This window comes from Cupriavidus sp. IDO, assembly GCF_000812465.1.
In the GTDB taxonomy this organism is placed as follows: Bacteria; Pseudomonadota; Gammaproteobacteria; order Burkholderiales; family Burkholderiaceae; genus Cupriavidus.
Map to the genome: position 1 here is coordinate 1 of NZ_JWMA01000010.1, position 15,493 is coordinate 15,493.

The 15,493-nt window shown below is 66.4% G+C and carries 13 protein-coding genes; 4 read left to right on the forward strand and 9 right to left on the reverse strand.

All coding sequences use genetic code 11. The features are described from left to right. Positions 1-143: 143 nt before the first annotated feature. Positions 144-935 (reverse strand): MHYT domain-containing protein, encoded by a 792-nt coding sequence (locus RM96_RS03630; RefSeq protein WP_039007815.1) that lies wholly within the window; start codon positions 933-935, stop codon positions 144-146. Between the two features lie 308 nt (positions 936-1,243). On the opposite strand from RM96_RS03630, the gene RM96_RS03635 reads away from it, so the two are divergent. The 4 genes from RM96_RS03635 to RM96_RS03650 all read left to right on the forward strand — a co-directional run bounded on the left by RM96_RS03635 (position 1,244) and on the right by RM96_RS03650 (position 5,622). Continuing rightward, complete coding sequence (locus tag RM96_RS03635) at positions 1,244-2,734, forward strand: MATE family efflux transporter (RefSeq protein WP_039007817.1); 1,491 nt, start codon at positions 1,244-1,246, stop codon at positions 2,732-2,734. Between the two features lie 423 nt (positions 2,735-3,157). Continuing rightward, entirely contained in the window at positions 3,158-3,619 is a 462-nt protein-coding gene (locus RM96_RS03640) for a tripartite tricarboxylate transporter TctB family protein (protein ID WP_039007819.1), read from the forward strand. A 12-nt stretch (positions 3,620-3,631) separates the two neighbouring features. After that, positions 3,632-5,134, forward strand: coding sequence for a tripartite tricarboxylate transporter permease (locus RM96_RS03645; protein ID WP_039007822.1), 1,503 nt, complete (start codon positions 3,632-3,634; stop codon positions 5,132-5,134). 173 nt (positions 5,135-5,307) lie between these two features. Beyond that, positions 5,308-5,622: a helix-turn-helix transcriptional regulator gene (locus tag RM96_RS03650; RefSeq protein WP_039007860.1), complete on the forward strand. Its 315-nt coding sequence runs from the start codon at positions 5,308-5,310 to the stop codon at positions 5,620-5,622. Between the two features lie 167 nt (positions 5,623-5,789). Here the strand turns inward: RM96_RS03650 and RM96_RS03655 are convergent, their stop codons facing one another. The 8 genes from RM96_RS03655 to RM96_RS03690 all read right to left on the reverse strand — a co-directional run bounded on the left by RM96_RS03655 (position 5,790) and on the right by RM96_RS03690 (position 15,279). Further along, positions 5,790-6,569, reverse strand: a complete 780-nt coding sequence (locus RM96_RS03655; RefSeq protein ID WP_039007824.1) for a DUF4397 domain-containing protein — start codon at positions 6,567-6,569, stop codon at positions 5,790-5,792. Between the two features lie 261 nt (positions 6,570-6,830). Next, positions 6,831-7,838, reverse strand: coding sequence for a response regulator (locus RM96_RS03660; protein ID WP_039007825.1), 1,008 nt, complete (start codon positions 7,836-7,838; stop codon positions 6,831-6,833). Between the two features lie 105 nt (positions 7,839-7,943). Further along, positions 7,944-8,969: a chemotaxis response regulator protein-glutamate methylesterase gene (locus RM96_RS03665; protein ID WP_039007827.1), complete on the reverse strand. Its 1,026-nt coding sequence runs from the start codon at positions 8,967-8,969 to the stop codon at positions 7,944-7,946. Continuing rightward, positions 8,966-11,239 carry a hybrid sensor histidine kinase/response regulator gene (locus RM96_RS03670; protein WP_039007829.1) on the reverse strand — a complete coding sequence of 758 codons (2,274 nt, stop codon included), beginning with the start codon at positions 11,237-11,239 and terminating at the stop codon, positions 8,966-8,968. The genes RM96_RS03665 and RM96_RS03670 overlap by 4 nt, the downstream gene beginning before the upstream one ends. After that, complete coding sequence (locus RM96_RS03675; RefSeq protein ID WP_039007831.1) at positions 11,236-11,919, reverse strand: chemotaxis protein CheW; 684 nt, start codon at positions 11,917-11,919, stop codon at positions 11,236-11,238. The genes RM96_RS03670 and RM96_RS03675 overlap by 4 nt, the downstream gene beginning before the upstream one ends. After that, positions 11,912-13,174 carry a CheR family methyltransferase gene (locus tag RM96_RS03680; protein WP_039007833.1) on the reverse strand — a complete coding sequence of 421 codons (1,263 nt, stop codon included), beginning with the start codon at positions 13,172-13,174 and terminating at the stop codon, positions 11,912-11,914. Before RM96_RS03680 ends, RM96_RS03675 begins: the two co-directional genes overlap by 8 nt. After that, positions 13,171-13,647, reverse strand: coding sequence for a chemotaxis protein CheW (locus RM96_RS03685; protein ID WP_039007835.1), 477 nt, complete (start codon positions 13,645-13,647; stop codon positions 13,171-13,173). The genes RM96_RS03680 and RM96_RS03685 overlap by 4 nt, the downstream gene beginning before the upstream one ends. A 12-nt stretch (positions 13,648-13,659) precedes the next feature. Further along, positions 13,660-15,279: a methyl-accepting chemotaxis protein gene (locus RM96_RS03690; protein WP_052279306.1), complete on the reverse strand. Its 1,620-nt coding sequence runs from the start codon at positions 15,277-15,279 to the stop codon at positions 13,660-13,662. Positions 15,280-15,493 lie beyond the last annotated feature (214 nt).

Below are 15,493 nucleotides of genomic sequence, written 5' to 3' on the forward strand. Positions count from 1 at the left end.
CCAATTTAGGGGGGGGGGGGGGGGGAGGGGGCAGGAGTCTCCACGGAGTGAAGCGCAACGACGCTTGCCATGCGCCTGCCCTCTCCCCCGGCCCCTCTCCCGCAAGCGGGAGAGGGGAGCAAACCGGCAGCCTGCGAAGTTTGTCAGTGCGATGCCGTATCGCCTGCCCGGATCGCCGAGACCTGGGCGGCGCTGCGGGTGGCTTCCACCAGCAGGATGACCAGCAGCGTGATCAGCGTCAGGCCGAACACGGCATAGCCGATGCTTTCGCCCTCGATGGCAAGCAGGGACGGCGAGTAGCTGGTGCTGGTGCAGATCATGGTGCCGGCCGACATCCCGGTGTAATGCATGCCGCAGACCGCCACGCCCATGACGAGGGCCGCGGCGAACTGCTTGGCCTTGGTCTTCACCGTCGTCGCCAGCCACAAGGCCACGACCGATACCACGATGGCGATCACCGCGGAGAGCGCCACAATGCTGAAATCCCAGTCGAAACGGCTGTTTGAATTGATGGCCGCCATGCCGGTGTAGTGCATGGCCACCACGCCCAGGCCGGTCAGCACGCCGCCCTTGACGATATTGTCGGAGCGGCTGCCGTGCGTGCGGGAGGCGACGGCCAGGCCCGCACCGGCAAACGCCATCACCACGAGCAGGGAGGCCAGCGTCGGGATCAGGCCGAATTCGCGGTGAGTCGGCGTCTGGTAGGCCACCATGCCAATGAAATGCATCGACCATACCGCGCCGCCGCCAAGCGCGACGCTCGCGCAGATAAAGCGGTCGATGTCCAGCCGGCCGTCGGGCTTGCGGATGCGCCGCGACCAGCGCAGGCCGACATAGGCGCCGCACACGGAGATGAAGAACGACAGGCCGACCATCGGCCAGTCATAGGCGAACGGCACAAGGGCGCCGGGGACTGACTGGAAACCGACAAACATGACTCCACCTCCTCGTTGGAAATACCGACACTGAAGAACGCCCATGGCGCTTGCTGCCGCACTTGCATCGAGTTACAGCGGATAACGTCTGCCTGCTCCGGCCAGGGAAGCCCGCGGCATGTATCCGTGGAAAAGTATGCATACATGAAGGGGTTATGGATATAACTCAATCCCGGTAATGCGGGCTGGCGGCCAGGCTTGTGAGGGGCGGCCGCCAGGGATAGACTTGACCGCTTCCGGTCATCCAGCCGTACGGGCGCGGCGGCATGCCCGCTGCCGCGCCGGCCGTACCGCCCTCACACTCGCTCATGAAGCCCGATGCCAGACTGACCACCGGCCCGATCGGCCGGACCCTGCTGATGTTTTCGCTGCCGGTGCTCGGCAGCAATATCCTGCAGTCGCTCAATGCCTCGATCAACTCGGTCTGGGTGGGGCGCTTTCTCGGCGAGGCCGCGCTGACGGCGACTTCCAACGCCAACATCATCCTGTTCTTCCTGCTCGGCGTGGTATTCGGCATCAGCATGGCCAACACCATCATGATCGGGCAGGCGGTGGGCGCCCGCGACCTGGGCGAGGCCCGCCGGGTGGTGGGCACCAGCACCACCTTCTTCGTGCTGTTGTCGGTGCTGGCTTCGGCCGGCGGCTACATCTTCACGCCCGACATCCTGGCGGCCATGCATACGCCGCACGACGCCGCGCCGCTGGCAGTGACGTACCTGCGCATCATTTTTGTGGCGCTGCCGTTCATGTACTTCTACAACTTCGTGATGATGACGCTGCGCGGCGCAGGGGATTCGCGCACGCCGTTCTACTTCATGCTGCTGTCGGCAGGGCTGGACGTAGTGCTCAATCCGGTGCTGATCTTTGGCGTCGGTCCGCTTCCGCCGCTCGGCATCGCGGGCTCGGCGCTGGCAACGCTGATCGCGCAGATGGTCAGCCTGGTGGCGATGATCGCGCTGCTCTACCGGCGCCGCCACTTCCTGCTGCTGCATCGCGAGCAGCTCGCCCTGCTGTGGCCCGATCCGGCGATCCTGCGCTCGCTGGTCATGAAAGGGCTGCCGATGGGTTTGCAGATGGTGGTGATCTCGTCGTCCGCGATCGTGATGATGTCGATGGTCAATGCGCATGGCTCGCAGACCACCGCGGCCTACGGCGTGGCGTCGCAACTATGGACCTACGTACAGATGCCGGCGCTGGCGGTGGGGGCCAGCGTGTCGTCGATGGTTGCGCAGAATGTCGGTGCCGGGTTCTGGCACCGCGTAACGCGCATCACGAAGCTGGGCCTGCTGTTCAACCTGCTGATGACGGGGGCGCTGGTGGGATTGATCTACCTGTTCGACCGGCATTCGCTCGGCCTGTTCCTGGGCGATGACGGCTTCGCCATCGGCATCGCCCAGCACATCAACGCGATCGTACTGTGGTCCTTCATCCTGTTTGGATTCACCATCGTGGTGTTCGGCACCGTGCGCGCGACCGGCGCCGTGATGGCACCGCTGGTGATCCTGTTTATTTCGATGTGGGTGATCCGGCTGCCGTTCGCATGGGTGCTGGGGCCAAGCCTCGGAGCCGAGGCAATCTGGTGGAGTTTCCCGCTAGGCTCGGTGGTATCGCTGGCACTCGCAATGGCTTACTACCGGTTCGGCAACTGGCGCCGCAGTCATATTCTGCCTACTGCGCCGCATCCTGCCGAAGCGGTAGGCCTGGCGCCGGATACCAGCATGGGCACGCCATGCGAAGACGCCGGTAACGAGCCCGGCGAGGTGGCCCCGGCCACGCCCGAGCCCGAAGCCGTGCGCTGAAAGGCAATCGAAAGATGCATGTGGCATCGTGCCACGGATGTCAGAGTTTCTGACATCACGCGACCGCCTGGCGCCATCGGGGCCAGGCGGCGCTTGCCAGTCTTTTCTGCCGCCCTTGCGATCACCGCGATGGCGCGCGCCAGCTTTTCTCTTCCTGACTTCCTTCTGCTTGCGGCTTGCCGACGAATACCTCACGTTGTGATGGTTTCATGCATTGGCGCATTGCACGTCGTCCTGCTGGTGACGGCAAGCGGCGTATCGGTAAATACCCCTAAACCAAGACAACTGAAAGGCGGCTGAAAGATCGCGTCTCTAAGGTTCGTTGCTACCGCCGGGCATGCATGCACGCATGCCACCCTCTGCACAACAGAGCCAACGTGCAGAACGGCTACGCATTTCATGAAACTTTTGAGGAGAATCGTTTTGCGCATACGCAGCCAAAAGGACTTTGCCTCCGGCCTGATGTTTGTCCTGGTCGGATTCGGCTTTTCCTGGGTCGCACGCGGCTATTCCATGGGAACTGCCGCGAAGATGGGACCCGGATACTTCCCATTCCTGCTCGGTCTGGTGCTGGCACTGCTGGGCGTGCTGGTGCTGATCGGTTCATTGTCGTCCAAGGGCGAGGAAGACCATCTCGCGCGCTGGGACCTGAAGACCCTGCTCTGGATCCTGGGTTCCGTGGTGCTGTTCGGCCTGCTGCTCAAGCCGCTCGGCATGGTGTTGTCGGTGTTCGTGCTGGTGCTGGTGTCTTCGATGGCCAGCCATGAGTTCAGCTGGAAGGGCGCGCTGCTCAACGGCGTGGTGCTCGTGCTGATCAGCCTGGGCGCGTTCGTCTATGGCATCAACCTGCAGATGCCGGTATGGCCTGCATTCATCACCGGTTAAGGAGCAGCGAGAATGGAATTGCTTGATCACCTCGCGCTGGGATTCTCCACGGCGCTATCGCTGCAAAACCTTGCCTATGCCTTCCTGGGCTGCGTGCTGGGTACCCTGATCGGCGTGCTGCCGGGCCTGGGGCCGCTGGCCACCATCGCCATGCTGCTGCCGGTGACCTACACGCTGCCGCCGGTGGCCGCGCTGATCATGCTGGCCGGTATCTACTACGGTGCGCAGTACGGTGGCTCGACCACCGCCATCCTGGTGAACCTGCCGGGCGAATCGTCGTCGGTGGTGACCACGATCGACGGCTACCAGATGGCGCGGCGAGGGCGAGCGGGCGTGGCACTGGCAACGGCGGGCCTTGGCTCGTTCTTCGCCGGCTGCGTCGCTACGCTGATCCTGGCCGCCTTTGCCACGCCGCTGTCGGAACTGGCGTTCAAGTTCGGCCCTGCCGAGTACTTCTCGCTGATGTGCCTGGGCCTGATCGGCGCGGTGGTGCTGGCTTCGGGCTCGCTGCCGAAGGCCGTGGCCATGATCGTGCTGGGCCTGCTGATGGGGCTGATCGGCACCGACGTGAACTCGGGCGCCGCGCGCTTCTCGTTCGACGTGCCTGAACTGACCGACGGCATCGACTTCGTGGCGCTGGCCATGGGTATGTTCGGCTTCGCCGAAATTATCGCGAACCTCGAGCAGAAGGAAGCCCGTGAGACGTTCACCGATAGCGTGACGAACCTGTGGCCGACCAAGGAAGACTTCAAGCGCATGATCCCGGCCGTGCTGCGCGGCACGTTCCTGGGCTCGGCACTGGGCATTCTGCCGGGCGGCGGTGCGGCGCTGGCTTCGTTTGCAGCCTACTCGCTGGAAAAGAAGACCTCAAAGTACTCGCACGAATTCGGCAAGGGTGCGATCGAAGGCGTGGCAGGTCCGGAATCGGCCAACAACGCCGCGGCACAGACTTCGTTCATCCCGCTGCTGACGCTGGGCATTCCGCCCAATGCCGTGATGGCGCTGATGGTTGGTGCCATGACCATCCACAACATCCAGCCCGGCCCGCAGGTGATGACCAGCAACCCGGCGCTGTTCTGGGGCCTGATCGCCTCGATGTGGATCGGCAACCTGATGCTCATCATCCTGAACCTGCCGATGATCGGCGTGTGGGTGAAGCTGCTGACCGTGCCTTACCGCTTCCTGTACCCGGCCATTCTCGTGTTCTGCGGCATTGGCGTGTACTCGGTCAATAACCAGACCTTCGACGTGTTCATGGCGGCTGGCTTCGGCGTGATCGGCTACCTGTTCCTGAAGCTCAAGTGCGAACCGGCTCCGCTGCTGCTGGGCTTCGTGCTGGGACCGATGATGGAAGAAAACTTCCGCCGCTCGCTGCTGCTGTCGCGTGGTGACTTCACCGTGTTCGTGACGCGTCCGCTGTCGATGGGCCTGCTGATTGCGGCCGCGGCACTGGTCGCCGTGGTGGCCCTGCCTTCGATCAAGGCCAAGCGCGAAGAAGCGTTCCAGGAAGAGTAGCGCCCCGGCGCCCCGGAACTGCGCTGTCCACACCGGCGCATACAACGCAAGCATTCGGGGTGCCTTCGTGCACCCCGTTTTTTTTAAAATTGAGAGTGCCCGACTGCGGCTGCAGTCATGGGCTGCGCATGATGACCAGTATTACTGCACCCTTCGGTGCCTCGCCAGCGCCCATGAGATCGCCTAACCTTGACCGGTTCTTTTCCCGGGTCTATGTCCTCAAGCTCGTGCAGGCGAGCCCGTCCACCGTCCTGAACCTGGTCGACCGGCTGCGCGATTGCGGAATCGAGAAGAACATCCGCTCGCTGCGTCCTGTGCTGCGCAGCCTGATGATTGCGCGTGCGATCACGGCTGAACTGGTGGAAGGCAGCGGCCGGGTCTATTGCATCACCGATACGGGGCGGGCGGAGCTGGACCAGTATCTCTCCCACCTTGATGTGTTGAAGGCGGATTTGTCGAAGGCAGACGGGGCGGATGTGGATGCCTAGCGTTCTGGACACTGGCTGCCTGGCAGGTGCACACGTTCAGGGCAGCGGAGGGGTCTTTGCAATGAAGACTCCAGAAAAAGGCTCATTCGCCGGATCGCCCGCAATCCGGCGAAGACCCAAAAAAAAGCTGGCCCGCAGGACCAGCCTTTCATCAAAAATGAAGCCTCTTACTGGGTCACCAACTCAAGCCCAGCTTGCGACTCGTCATCGCCGCGGGCCACCAGCACCTTGATCTTGTTCGGTACCGCCGCGCCAATCCCGTCGACCGGGATGGTGGTGATCAGCCAGTCTGCGTTGTTGGCCAGCGTCAGCGCGCCAGAGTCGAAGATCACAGTCTTCGTGCCCGCCGTGGTGATGCGCAGGCGATAAGTGCCGCCACTCACGTCGATCGAATCGCTGCCCGATGCAGGCACCGCCGACTTGTAGGCGACTGCTGCGAACGTAGGCGTCGCCGCTGCGAGGTCAGCCGCCGGGACGGTCAGGTAGATATCGACGTTCTGAGCGTTGAACGATGCATTCAGGCTGCGAACACGAGCCTTGTCGGAGAACAGGCCCTTTTCAAACGGGTCGTCGATCTGCAGCACATCCGCCGCGGTTGCACCAGGCAGGGCCACCACCGTGTACTTGTGGCCGGTGTGCGTGTTCACCGTGGTCCTCCCGAGCTCGGTTGATGTGTTGGCAACATTGAACGAAAACGTCTGGTTGCCCTCTTCCACCCTAAAGTACTTCGAAACAAATTTATAGGGCTCGTTCAGCAGGTTGGTCTTGGTGCCGTTCTGCAGCACATCCACGTTGGGGCCGCCGGTAATGGCATGGATCACGCGCACGGTCGGCTCGCTGACGCCGATGCGGGCGCCGATGCTGTCGTCCCCGCCACCGCATGCGGAGAGGACTGCCGTTGCGGCCAGCGCCAGGCCGAGGATAAGACTGGTCTTGGATCGGAACATGTGTCACCTCTATTCGTTGGAATCCGGGCGCGCTGACGCGCACGGCGCGGCATGCTGCGGAGCCGGAGTGCAAATGTGGCGGCGCATCCCGAGCAAGAACTGCAATTGCGCATCGCCGTGATGCAACGATAGGTAGTAACCACGGGTGCAGGCAGGAGCCCGCCTCCGAATTCGATGTCGGACGATTCCGACAGAAGTGACGAGTGAGAAGCTGGCGCGGACCTTCTCGCGCGCAGGGCACGGCAGGCGCCCTGCCCTGCGTCAGGCCATCACGACCTGGTTGCGGCCGTTGCGCTTGGCCTGGTAGAGGCCTGCATCCGCGGCTTCCACCAGCCGGCTGGATATCTGGGTCGTCTCGGGAACCAGCACGGCGCCGCCGATACTCACCGTCACGCATGCGCTGGTCGGCGAGCCGCTGTGCGGGATCTGCTGGGCCTCGATGGCCCTGCGCACCTTCTCCGCAAGCAGGCGGGCACCGCCGGGCGAAGTAGCGGGCAGGACCATCGAGAATTCCTCGCCGCCGAAGCGTGCCGGCAGGTCGGCAGGGCGCGAGCAGTTGTCGCGGATCACCGCGGCTACGCGGCGCAGGACTTCGTCGCCGGCAACGTGGCCATAGGTGTCGTTGTAGGCCTTGAACGAATCGACGTCGATCATCAGCAGCGCAAGCTGGGTCTGCTCGCGCTGCGCACGCTTCCATTCGGCGCCAAGGTATTCATCGAAATAGCGCCGGTTCGACAGGCCGGTCAGGCCGTCGGAGTTGGTCAGGCGCTGCAGCTCCAGATTGGTTTCCAGCAATTGCTGCTGGCTCTGGCGCAGCGCCCGGTAGGCTTCGTCGCGCTGGAGCAGGTTGAGGTAGGAGCGCGAGTGATAGCGGATGCGCGCGATCAGCTCGATGCTGTCGGGGAGCTTGACCAGATAGTCATTGGCGCCGGCCGCGAAGGCCGCGCTCTTCATGGTCGGCTCTTCCTTGGTCGACAGCACGATGATCGGGATGTTGCGCGTGGCCGGGTTTTCGCGATAGCGGCGCACCAGTGTCAGGCCATCCACGCCCGGCATGACGAGATCCTGCAGGATCACCGTCGGCCGGGTCCGCTCGGCCACGGCGATCGCTTCGTCAGGCTGTGCGCAGTAGTGGAAATCGATATCGTCCTCGCTGGCCAGTGCGCGGCGCACGGCCTCGCCGACCATGGCCTGGTCATCTACCAGCAGGACCATGGCGAGATAGTCGTGCGCGTTCGCGGCCTCCATGGTGTTGTCTTTTCTTGGCATGCTTTGCTTCCTTTTTTGCCCGACCTCTTGTAACTCGCAAAGGACTGTATCGGGACGATCTGGTGTCGTTTGTGTAATGAGGGATGGCGGCGGTAGTCCGCGTCGTTACCGTCCTGCCGGACCCGCGACGCCGCAGGCCTGCACCAGCCGCGGCGCGATGCGCGGCAGCGGCAGTATCTCGCTGGCCGCGTCGATGGCCGCCGCCGCCTTCGGCATGCCGTACACCGCGCTGGTTGCCTGGTCCTGCGCGATGGTCAGGTAGCCGCGATCGCGCATGGCCTTGAGTCCCAGTGCACCGTCGCGGCCCATGCCGGTCAGCAGCACGCCGATCGCGTCGCCGCGCCAGTGTTCCACCACGCTTTCAAAAAACACGTCGATGGATGGCCGGTACAGGTAGTCGCAGGGTTGTTCGGTATAGACCATGCGTGACGGGCCGGCCAGCCGCAGGTGATTGTTGGTGCCGGCAAGCAGCACGATGCCGGCCTGCGGCGCTTCGCCGGCGCGCGCGACGCGCACGGACACCGCGCACTGCGCGTCGAGCCATTCGGCCATGCCGCCGGCGAACGCTTCGTCCACGTGCTGGACGGCGACCACCGCCGCGCTGAAGTTCGCCGGCAGGGCGCTCAGCAGCGTGGCCAGCGCCGCCGGCCCGCCGGCCGAGGCGCCGATGGCCACCAGCCGCGGCGCCGCCAGTGCCCGGGGCGCCGCGGACAGTGCATGCTGGGGCACGACCCGCCCGGCCAGCAGCCGGCCGATATTGCGCATCTTGCGCAGCAGCGGACCGGCGGCCAGTTGCGCATCGGGTTCGGCCAAGGTGGGCGTGTCCACCGCGTCGATGGCGCCATGGCCCATTGCATCGAACACTTGCGTGGCATTGCGGCCGAGATCCATCGTGACCACCACGATGGCGCAGGGCGAGGCCGCCATGATGCGGCGCGTGGCTTCCACGCCGTCCATGACCGGCATCAGCAGGTCCATCAGGATCAGGTCGGGGGTATGGCTGGCGGCCATCTGCACGGCCTGCTCGCCGTTGCCCGCGACCCAGGTGATCTCGAACGACGGGTCGAGCGCAATGGCGCGGCGCAGTGCGGTCACTGCCAGTGGCGAGTCATTGACGATGCCGACTTTCATGTACGTGCCTCACCGATCAGGTCCTGCACCGCATCCAGCAGCGCGGCGTCATGGAAACTGCCTTTCGCCAGGTAGTAATCCGCGCCGGCCTGCAGGCCGCGCTCGCGGTCCTGCTCGCGGTCCTTGTACGACACCACCATCACCGGCAACTGGTGCATGCGCGGTTCCTGCCGGATCAGCCCCACCAGCTCGATGCCGTCCATGCGAGGCATGTCGATATCGGTGATGACCAGGTCGAACGGCTCCGCGCGCAGCACGTTCCAGCCGTCCATGCCATCCACCGCGACCGCCACATCGTAGCCCCGGCCGGCCAGCAGCTTGCGCTCCAGTTCGCGCACCGTCAGCGAATCGTCCACCACCAGCACGCGCTTGCGGCGCACCGGCGCGGCTGCCGCGGCACCGTGGCGGACCCGCTCGATGCGGCCTTCCGACACCAGCTTCTCCACCGAGCGGATCATGTCCTCGACATCGAAGATCAGGACCGGCGTGCCGTCGTCGGTCAGGCTGCCTGCGGCGATGTCCTTGATCTTGCCCAGCGCCTGCGCCAGCGGCTGCACGACCAGCAGGCGTTCGCCCAGCATGCGGTCCACCGCAATACCGTAGACGCGCTCCTGTTCGCCGATGATGACAACCGGCACGTGGTCGTCCTGGTGCGGGCTTTCAGGGCGCTGCAGGACCTGCGCCGCGCTGACCAGGCCAACCGCCCGCCCTTCGTGGCGGAAGTGCTGGTGGTTCTCGGTCTGTTCGATCTCTTCCCGGCGCACGGCCGCGGCGCGCACCACGCGCCCGAGCGGGAACGCGTAGGCTTCGCCGGCCACCTCGACCAGCAGCGTGCGCACCACCGAAAGCGTCAGCGGCAACTCCAGCAGGAAATGCAGGCCCTGCCCGGGCTGCTGTGTCACGCGCAGGCTGCCGCGCACCTGGCGCACCATCTCCTGCACCGCGTCCAGGCCCACGCCGCGCCCCGATACCTCGGAGACGGTCTCGCGCATGCTGAAGCCGGGCAGCAGCAGGAATTCGAGCAGCTCGGCCTGCGACAGCTTCGTGGCCGTTTCTTCCGAGGCCAGCCGGCGCCGCACGATGGCGTGGCGCAGCAAGTCGATATCGACGCCCGCGCCGTCGTCGGCAATCTCGATCACCAGCCGGCCGGCGTTGTGCCGGGCCTGCAGCGTGACGCATCCTTCGGACGCCTTGCCGCTGGCCACGCGCACGTCCGGCGCTTCGATGCCATGGTCGACGGCATTGCGCAGCAGGTGCGCCAGCGGTGCGTCCAGCGCTTCAAGGATGTCGCGGTCCACCTGCGTGCCGGCGCCGACCAGCTCCAGGTGCACGTGCTTGCCGAGCGCGCGTCCCAGGTCGCGCACCATGCGTGCGTAGCCGGCCAGGCCATCGGAGAGCGGCCGCATGCGGCAGGCCAGCGCCGTGTCGTACAGCCGGCGTGCCAGCCGGCCGGCGCGATGGTCGTACTGGTCGAATTCTTCCAGGCGCTGCGACAGGTGCTGGTGGCTGTCTTCGAGCAGGCGGCGTGCCTCGGCCAGCGCGGCCTGGGCGTGCGGGTCGGCGGCGGCGCCGGCCAGGGCGTCGCGCAGCGTATCCATGGCCTGCAGCGCGCGCATCTGCTGGCGGCGCGCCTGCTGCATCGATTTGCCGAACGGATGGAGCCAGTGCGATTCCACCATGGCCTCGCCGGACATGGCGAGGAGCTGGTCGAGCGCGTCGGCGTTGACGCGCAGCATGCGCTCCTGCGCGTCGGCTTGCGCGCCGGCGGCCGGACCGGCTGCGGGGGCGGGCGGCACGTCCGCGGCAGGCGCCTCCGGTGGCGCGGCATCCGGCACGGCAGGGGCGATGGGTGGCGGCTCCAGGCCGTCGATCAGTGCATTCAGGTGTGCGGCAAAGGCTCCGATCTCCGCTTCGCCCTGGCGCTCGTACCAGGCCGGATCGCCGGCGGGCGGATGGCCGATGCGCTGCAGCAGGTCGGTGCCCTGCAGCAGGGCATCGATATGCGCCGCGCCAAGCCGCAGGCCGCCGCCCTGTGCGGCGACCAGGCAGTCTTCCATGACATGCGCCACCTGCACGCCGCCGTCCAGCCCGACAATGCGCGCGGCGCCCTTGAGCGAGTGCGCGGCGCGCATGCAGGCTTCCAGCTGCTCGGCGGCGGTGGGGTCGCGCTCCAGCGCCAGCAGGCCGATATTGAGCACTTCGGCCTGCGAGTCGGCCTCGAGCGCGAACAGTTCCAGCAGCGAGGCGTCGCGCAGCTGTTCGGGATTCATGCCAGGCTCCGGGTCAGCGCCTGCCGCACCAGCGCGGCGTCCAGCAGGCCGACGCTGCGGCCTGCATCGGCAAACAGTGCCTGCGTGTACCGGGCCGAGGTGCGCTCCAGCGTTGCCGGCAAGGGCTGCAGCGCAGCGCTGGCAACCCGCCTCATACCCGCGACCTCGGCTACCGGCAGGGCGATGGCGCCGCGGCCCTGGTCAAGGATCAGGAAGCGGCGGCCGGACCCGTCATGGCTATCGTCGGCCGTGGCCGCGCCGAACAGCATGGCCAGCGAGATGCAGGGCAGCAGGTTGCCGCGCACGCTGGCCACGCCAAGCATGGCGGCGTCGCGCCGGTGCGGCAGGCTGTGCAAGGGGCAGGGGGCGGTGACTTCGCCCAGCGCGGCGGTCGGCAGCGCCAGCCATTCATCGCCCACGCGGAATACCAGGCACGACAGCGACGCCTCGCGCTGCGCAAATGCGGGCGCTTCCTCCAGGCCGAGCGCGGAGGCGTGGAGCACTTCGCTGCGGGTCTGCGCGTCGAGCAGCGCGACGGCCGCGTGGGAGTAGACCTGGCAATTACGGCAATGGATGTGCTCGGCCAGCCTGGGGCAGCTGCCGTCGCCGCGAACGCCGATGCGGCGCCAGCAGTCGTCGATCTGCACTGCGGGGGAGATTGCGAGGGAAGGCTCAGCCATGGTCTGTCCGGGTGTGGCGTTGCGCGCGGTGGCGCAGGCGCGTGGCGCCGGTGTGGTCGCCTTCGGTGTCACACAGCGCCGCCAGGTGGTAGAGCGCCTCCTGGTGGGCCGGATCGAGATAGAGTGCCTTGCGGTACGACTCGTGCGCGTCCGAGGTGCGCCCAGCGGCGTCATACAGCACGCCAAGCATGCAATAGGCGTCGGCGCCGGGGCCTTGCCGCGCCAGCAGGGCCAGGCAGGCCGACGTTGCCGCGGCGAGATCGCCACGATCGGCGAGGCCGGCGACCGCGGCCAGCGCATCAGGCATTTCTTCGCGCCTGGCAGGCTGCGGCGCAGCCTTGTGCGGGACGCGGCGGGGCTTGTGAGCGGCTGGTGCCGGCGCTTGCCGGACTGGCGGAGGCTGCCGGGCCGTCACCAGTGGCAACACTGCCGGCCAATCGCAGCGCTGCGCGGTGCCAACGCCGGCGGCCTTGTGGAAAGCAAAAGCCAGCGGCACGCCGGCTGCGGCCAGCCCCTGCGCGCTGAGCACGCTGGCTTCGGCCGGCCCGACGAAGATCATGCCGTCTTGCGCGGTCAGGCGCACCAGCGTGCGAACGGCGCGCGCCTGCGCGTCGGCATCGAAATAGATCAGCAGGTTGCGGCAGAAAACGAAGTCGTACGGCGCCTCTCCCGCCAGCAGGTTCGGATCGACCAGGTTCCCGCGCAGCAGCCGCACCTGCGCGCGCACGTGGGCATCGACGGAATAGCCGCCGGCGCAGGGCGAGAAATGGCGATCGCGGAAGTCGAGCGGGGTGCCGCGGAAAGAGTTGCTGCCGTACTGGCCGGCGCGCGCGCGTTCGAGCGAGCGGGCGCTGATGTCTACGGCGTCGACCTGGAAACGCCCGGCGGGGATGCCGGCATCGAGCAGGGCCATGGCGATGGAGTAGGGCTCTTCGCCGCTGGAGCAGGGCAGGCTCAGCACGCGCAGGTGCCTGGCGCCGTCGCCGAATATGCGCTCGGCGGCAAAGCGGCCAAGCGCGAGCAAGGCCTCGCGATGCCGGAAGAACCAGGTCTCCGGCACGATCACCGCCTCGATCAGGGCCTGGAACTCATCGGGCGCGCTATGCAGCAGGTTCCAGTAGGCCTGGTGGTCGCCGGCCTGCACCGCCGCCAGGCGCTCGCGCACGGCGCGCTCCAGCACACCGCTGCCGATGGCGGCGGCGTCCAGCCCGATGCGGGCCTTGAGCAGGGCTTCGATATGCGCGGCGGTGGTCATGGTGCCGGTAGCGCGAGGTCGTCGGCAAACAGCATCGCGTGGACGTGGTCGGGCAACAGCGCATTCACGCGCACCCACTGCACCAGCCCGCGCGCGTCGTGCCGGACCGGACCCAGGTAGCGGGCAATGCCGGGGTCGATGCCGCCGTCGGCAAACGATTCGGGCGCGCAGCGCAGCGTCTCGGTAGCGTGCTCGAGCCGCAGGCCAAGCAGGCGCGGCGGTTCGGACGCCTGGCGGCGGTAGTGGACCAGCACTGTGCGGGTACTGGTGCGCAGGGCGGCCGGCACGCCGGTCGCCAGTGCTGTCATGTCGATCACGGGCACCGTCTGCCCGCGGCGCGCCAGCAGGCCCGCCACCCAGCCTGGCGCGCCCGGCATCTGCTTGAGCGTGACCAGCGGCAAGACCTCGGCCACCTCGGCGGCATCGAGCGCATAGTGGTCGTTACCCAGGCGGAACAGCAGGAACAGTTTCATCCGGAGGGGCTTCTATACCTTGAAGCGCGACACGCCGCTGCGCAGCTCGTTTGCCACCAGCGTCAGCTCGTCAATGGCCTGGCTCGACTGGCGCAGCGATTCGACGGTCTGCTGCGCGGCCTCGGACAGCTGCATCAGCGCCTGGTTGATCTGCTCGGCGCCGCCGGCCTGTGCCTGCATGCCTTCGCTCACCATCTGCACGCGCGGCGCCAGCGACTGCACCTGACCGATGATCTGCGAGAGCTGGTCGCCCACCTGCGTGACATCCGACATGCCGCGGCGCACTTCTTCCGAGAACTTGTCCATGCCCATGACGCCGGCGGCTACGGCGGACTGGATCTCGCGCACCATCTGCTCGATATCGTAGGTGGCGACCGCGGTCTGGTCGGCCAGGCGGCGGATTTCGGTGGCAACCACCGAAAAGCCGCGCCCGTACTCGCCGGCCTTTTCGGCCTCGATGGCGGCATTGAGGGACAGCAGGTTGGTCTGGTCGGCCACCTTGGCGATGGTGGTCACCACCTGGTTGATGTTGCCGGCCTTTTCATTGAGCGTGGCCAGCTTGGCGTTGACCGAACCGGCGGCCTCCATCACGTGCTGCATGGTGCCTTCCATGCGCGACAGGCCGACCTGGCCGGTGCCCGCCAGCCCGGCGGTCTGCTCGGCGGCATTCGAGACTTCATGGATGGTGCGCACCAGGTCACGGGCGGTCGCGGAAATCTCGCGCGAGGTGGCGCCGATCTGCGTCGTGGTGGCGGCGGTCTCGGTGGCGGTGGCCTGCTGCTGGCGCGCGGTGGCGGCAATCTCGTTGACCGAGGTCGTGACCTGGATCGCCGAGCGCTGCGCCTGACCGACCAGGGAAGTCAGCTCGCCGGACATCTGGTTGAAGCCTTCCTCCACCGCCTGGAACTCGTCATTGCGGCCAAGGGCCATGCGCACCCGCAGGTCGCCGCCGCGCATGCCCGACAGCAAGCCGACGATGGACTTCATCGGCACCGTAATCGCGCGCAGCAGCAGGTAGCCGCAGATGGCGGCGGCGGCCACTGCAATCAGCAAGGCCACTTCGATACTGACCTTGGCAGAACCGACGGCGTTGTTGATGCCATGTGCAGAGCGTTCAGCGACGGCGCTGTTGTCGTCGACGAGCTTCTGCGCCTGCGCGCGGCCTTCGCTCCAGAGGCGGTGCACATCACCGCGCAGGAGGGCCTCTGCGGCAGCATTGCCCTTCCAGCTGGCAGGATACACAAGCGCCTGGGCGGCCTGGTCGTAGTTCGCCCGCAGTGACTTGTAGACATTGAACGCGGCCCGGTCGTTGTCACGCGCGATGGTGGTCTCGTACTGCTGCTCCAGCTTGTCCAGGCGCTGCATGGCGTTGGCGCTCTGCTGCTGGAGGCGCTGGCGCTCCGCGTCGTCATCGGCGTTGACCGTCTGCCAGGCCAGCACGTAGAGCTCGCCCCAGGCGCCACGGATGCCGGTGCTGTAGGTCAGCCCCGGCAACGCGTCGGTCAGCATCACGTTGGTTTCCCGCTCGATCGCCGTCAGGCGGTTGTACGCAACGACGCTCATCAGCGTCATGACCAGCAGGATGAAGGTAAAGCTCGCCAGGATGCGTGTGCGGATGGTCCATTGATTCACGGTTCGGTTCCCGGTTATGTTTTTTCGAGGGGCAGGGTTTGTCCGCAGTGCCAGGCGTGGCGCAGGCGCCGGCCTGCCGGCTGGCATATTGCGCCGTAGGGTACTGGAAGGCCCGCCACCTTTCAACGACACCGGCTTGTCTGCATCCCGGGCCGTTGTGTCGCAGCATTGCAATTCGGAATCGCTTGATTTTTTCATGGTTTTCGTCACACTT

Bases quoted from the DNA above. Each gene is read 5' to 3' on its own strand.
- RM96_RS03630 (WP_039007815.1), bottom strand. From the start codon at position 935: ATGTTTGTCGGTTTCCAGTCAGTCCCCGGCGCCCTTGTGCCGTTCGCC.
- RM96_RS03635 (WP_039007817.1), top strand. From the start codon at position 1,244: ATGAAGCCCGATGCCAGACTGACCACCGGCCCGATCGGCCGGACCCTG.
- RM96_RS03645 (WP_039007822.1), top strand. From the start codon at position 3,632: ATGGAATTGCTTGATCACCTCGCGCTGGGATTCTCCACGGCGCTATCG.
- RM96_RS03650 (WP_039007860.1), top strand. From the start codon at position 5,308: ATGAGATCGCCTAACCTTGACCGGTTCTTTTCCCGGGTCTATGTCCTC.
- RM96_RS03655 (WP_039007824.1), bottom strand. From the start codon at position 6,569: ATGTTCCGATCCAAGACCAGTCTTATCCTCGGCCTGGCGCTGGCCGCA.
- RM96_RS03660 (WP_039007825.1), bottom strand. From the start codon at position 7,838: ATGCCAAGAAAAGACAACACCATGGAGGCCGCGAACGCGCACGACTAT.
- RM96_RS03665 (WP_039007827.1), bottom strand. From the start codon at position 8,969: ATGAAAGTCGGCATCGTCAATGACTCGCCACTGGCAGTGACCGCACTG.
- RM96_RS03670 (WP_039007829.1), bottom strand. From the start codon at position 11,239: ATGAATCCCGAACAGCTGCGCGACGCCTCGCTGCTGGAACTGTTCGCG.
- RM96_RS03675 (WP_039007831.1), bottom strand. From the start codon at position 11,919: ATGGCTGAGCCTTCCCTCGCAATCTCCCCCGCAGTGCAGATCGACGAC.
- RM96_RS03680 (WP_039007833.1), bottom strand. From the start codon at position 13,174: ATGACCACCGCCGCGCATATCGAAGCCCTGCTCAAGGCCCGCATCGGG.
- RM96_RS03685 (WP_039007835.1), bottom strand. From the start codon at position 13,647: ATGAAACTGTTCCTGCTGTTCCGCCTGGGTAACGACCACTATGCGCTC.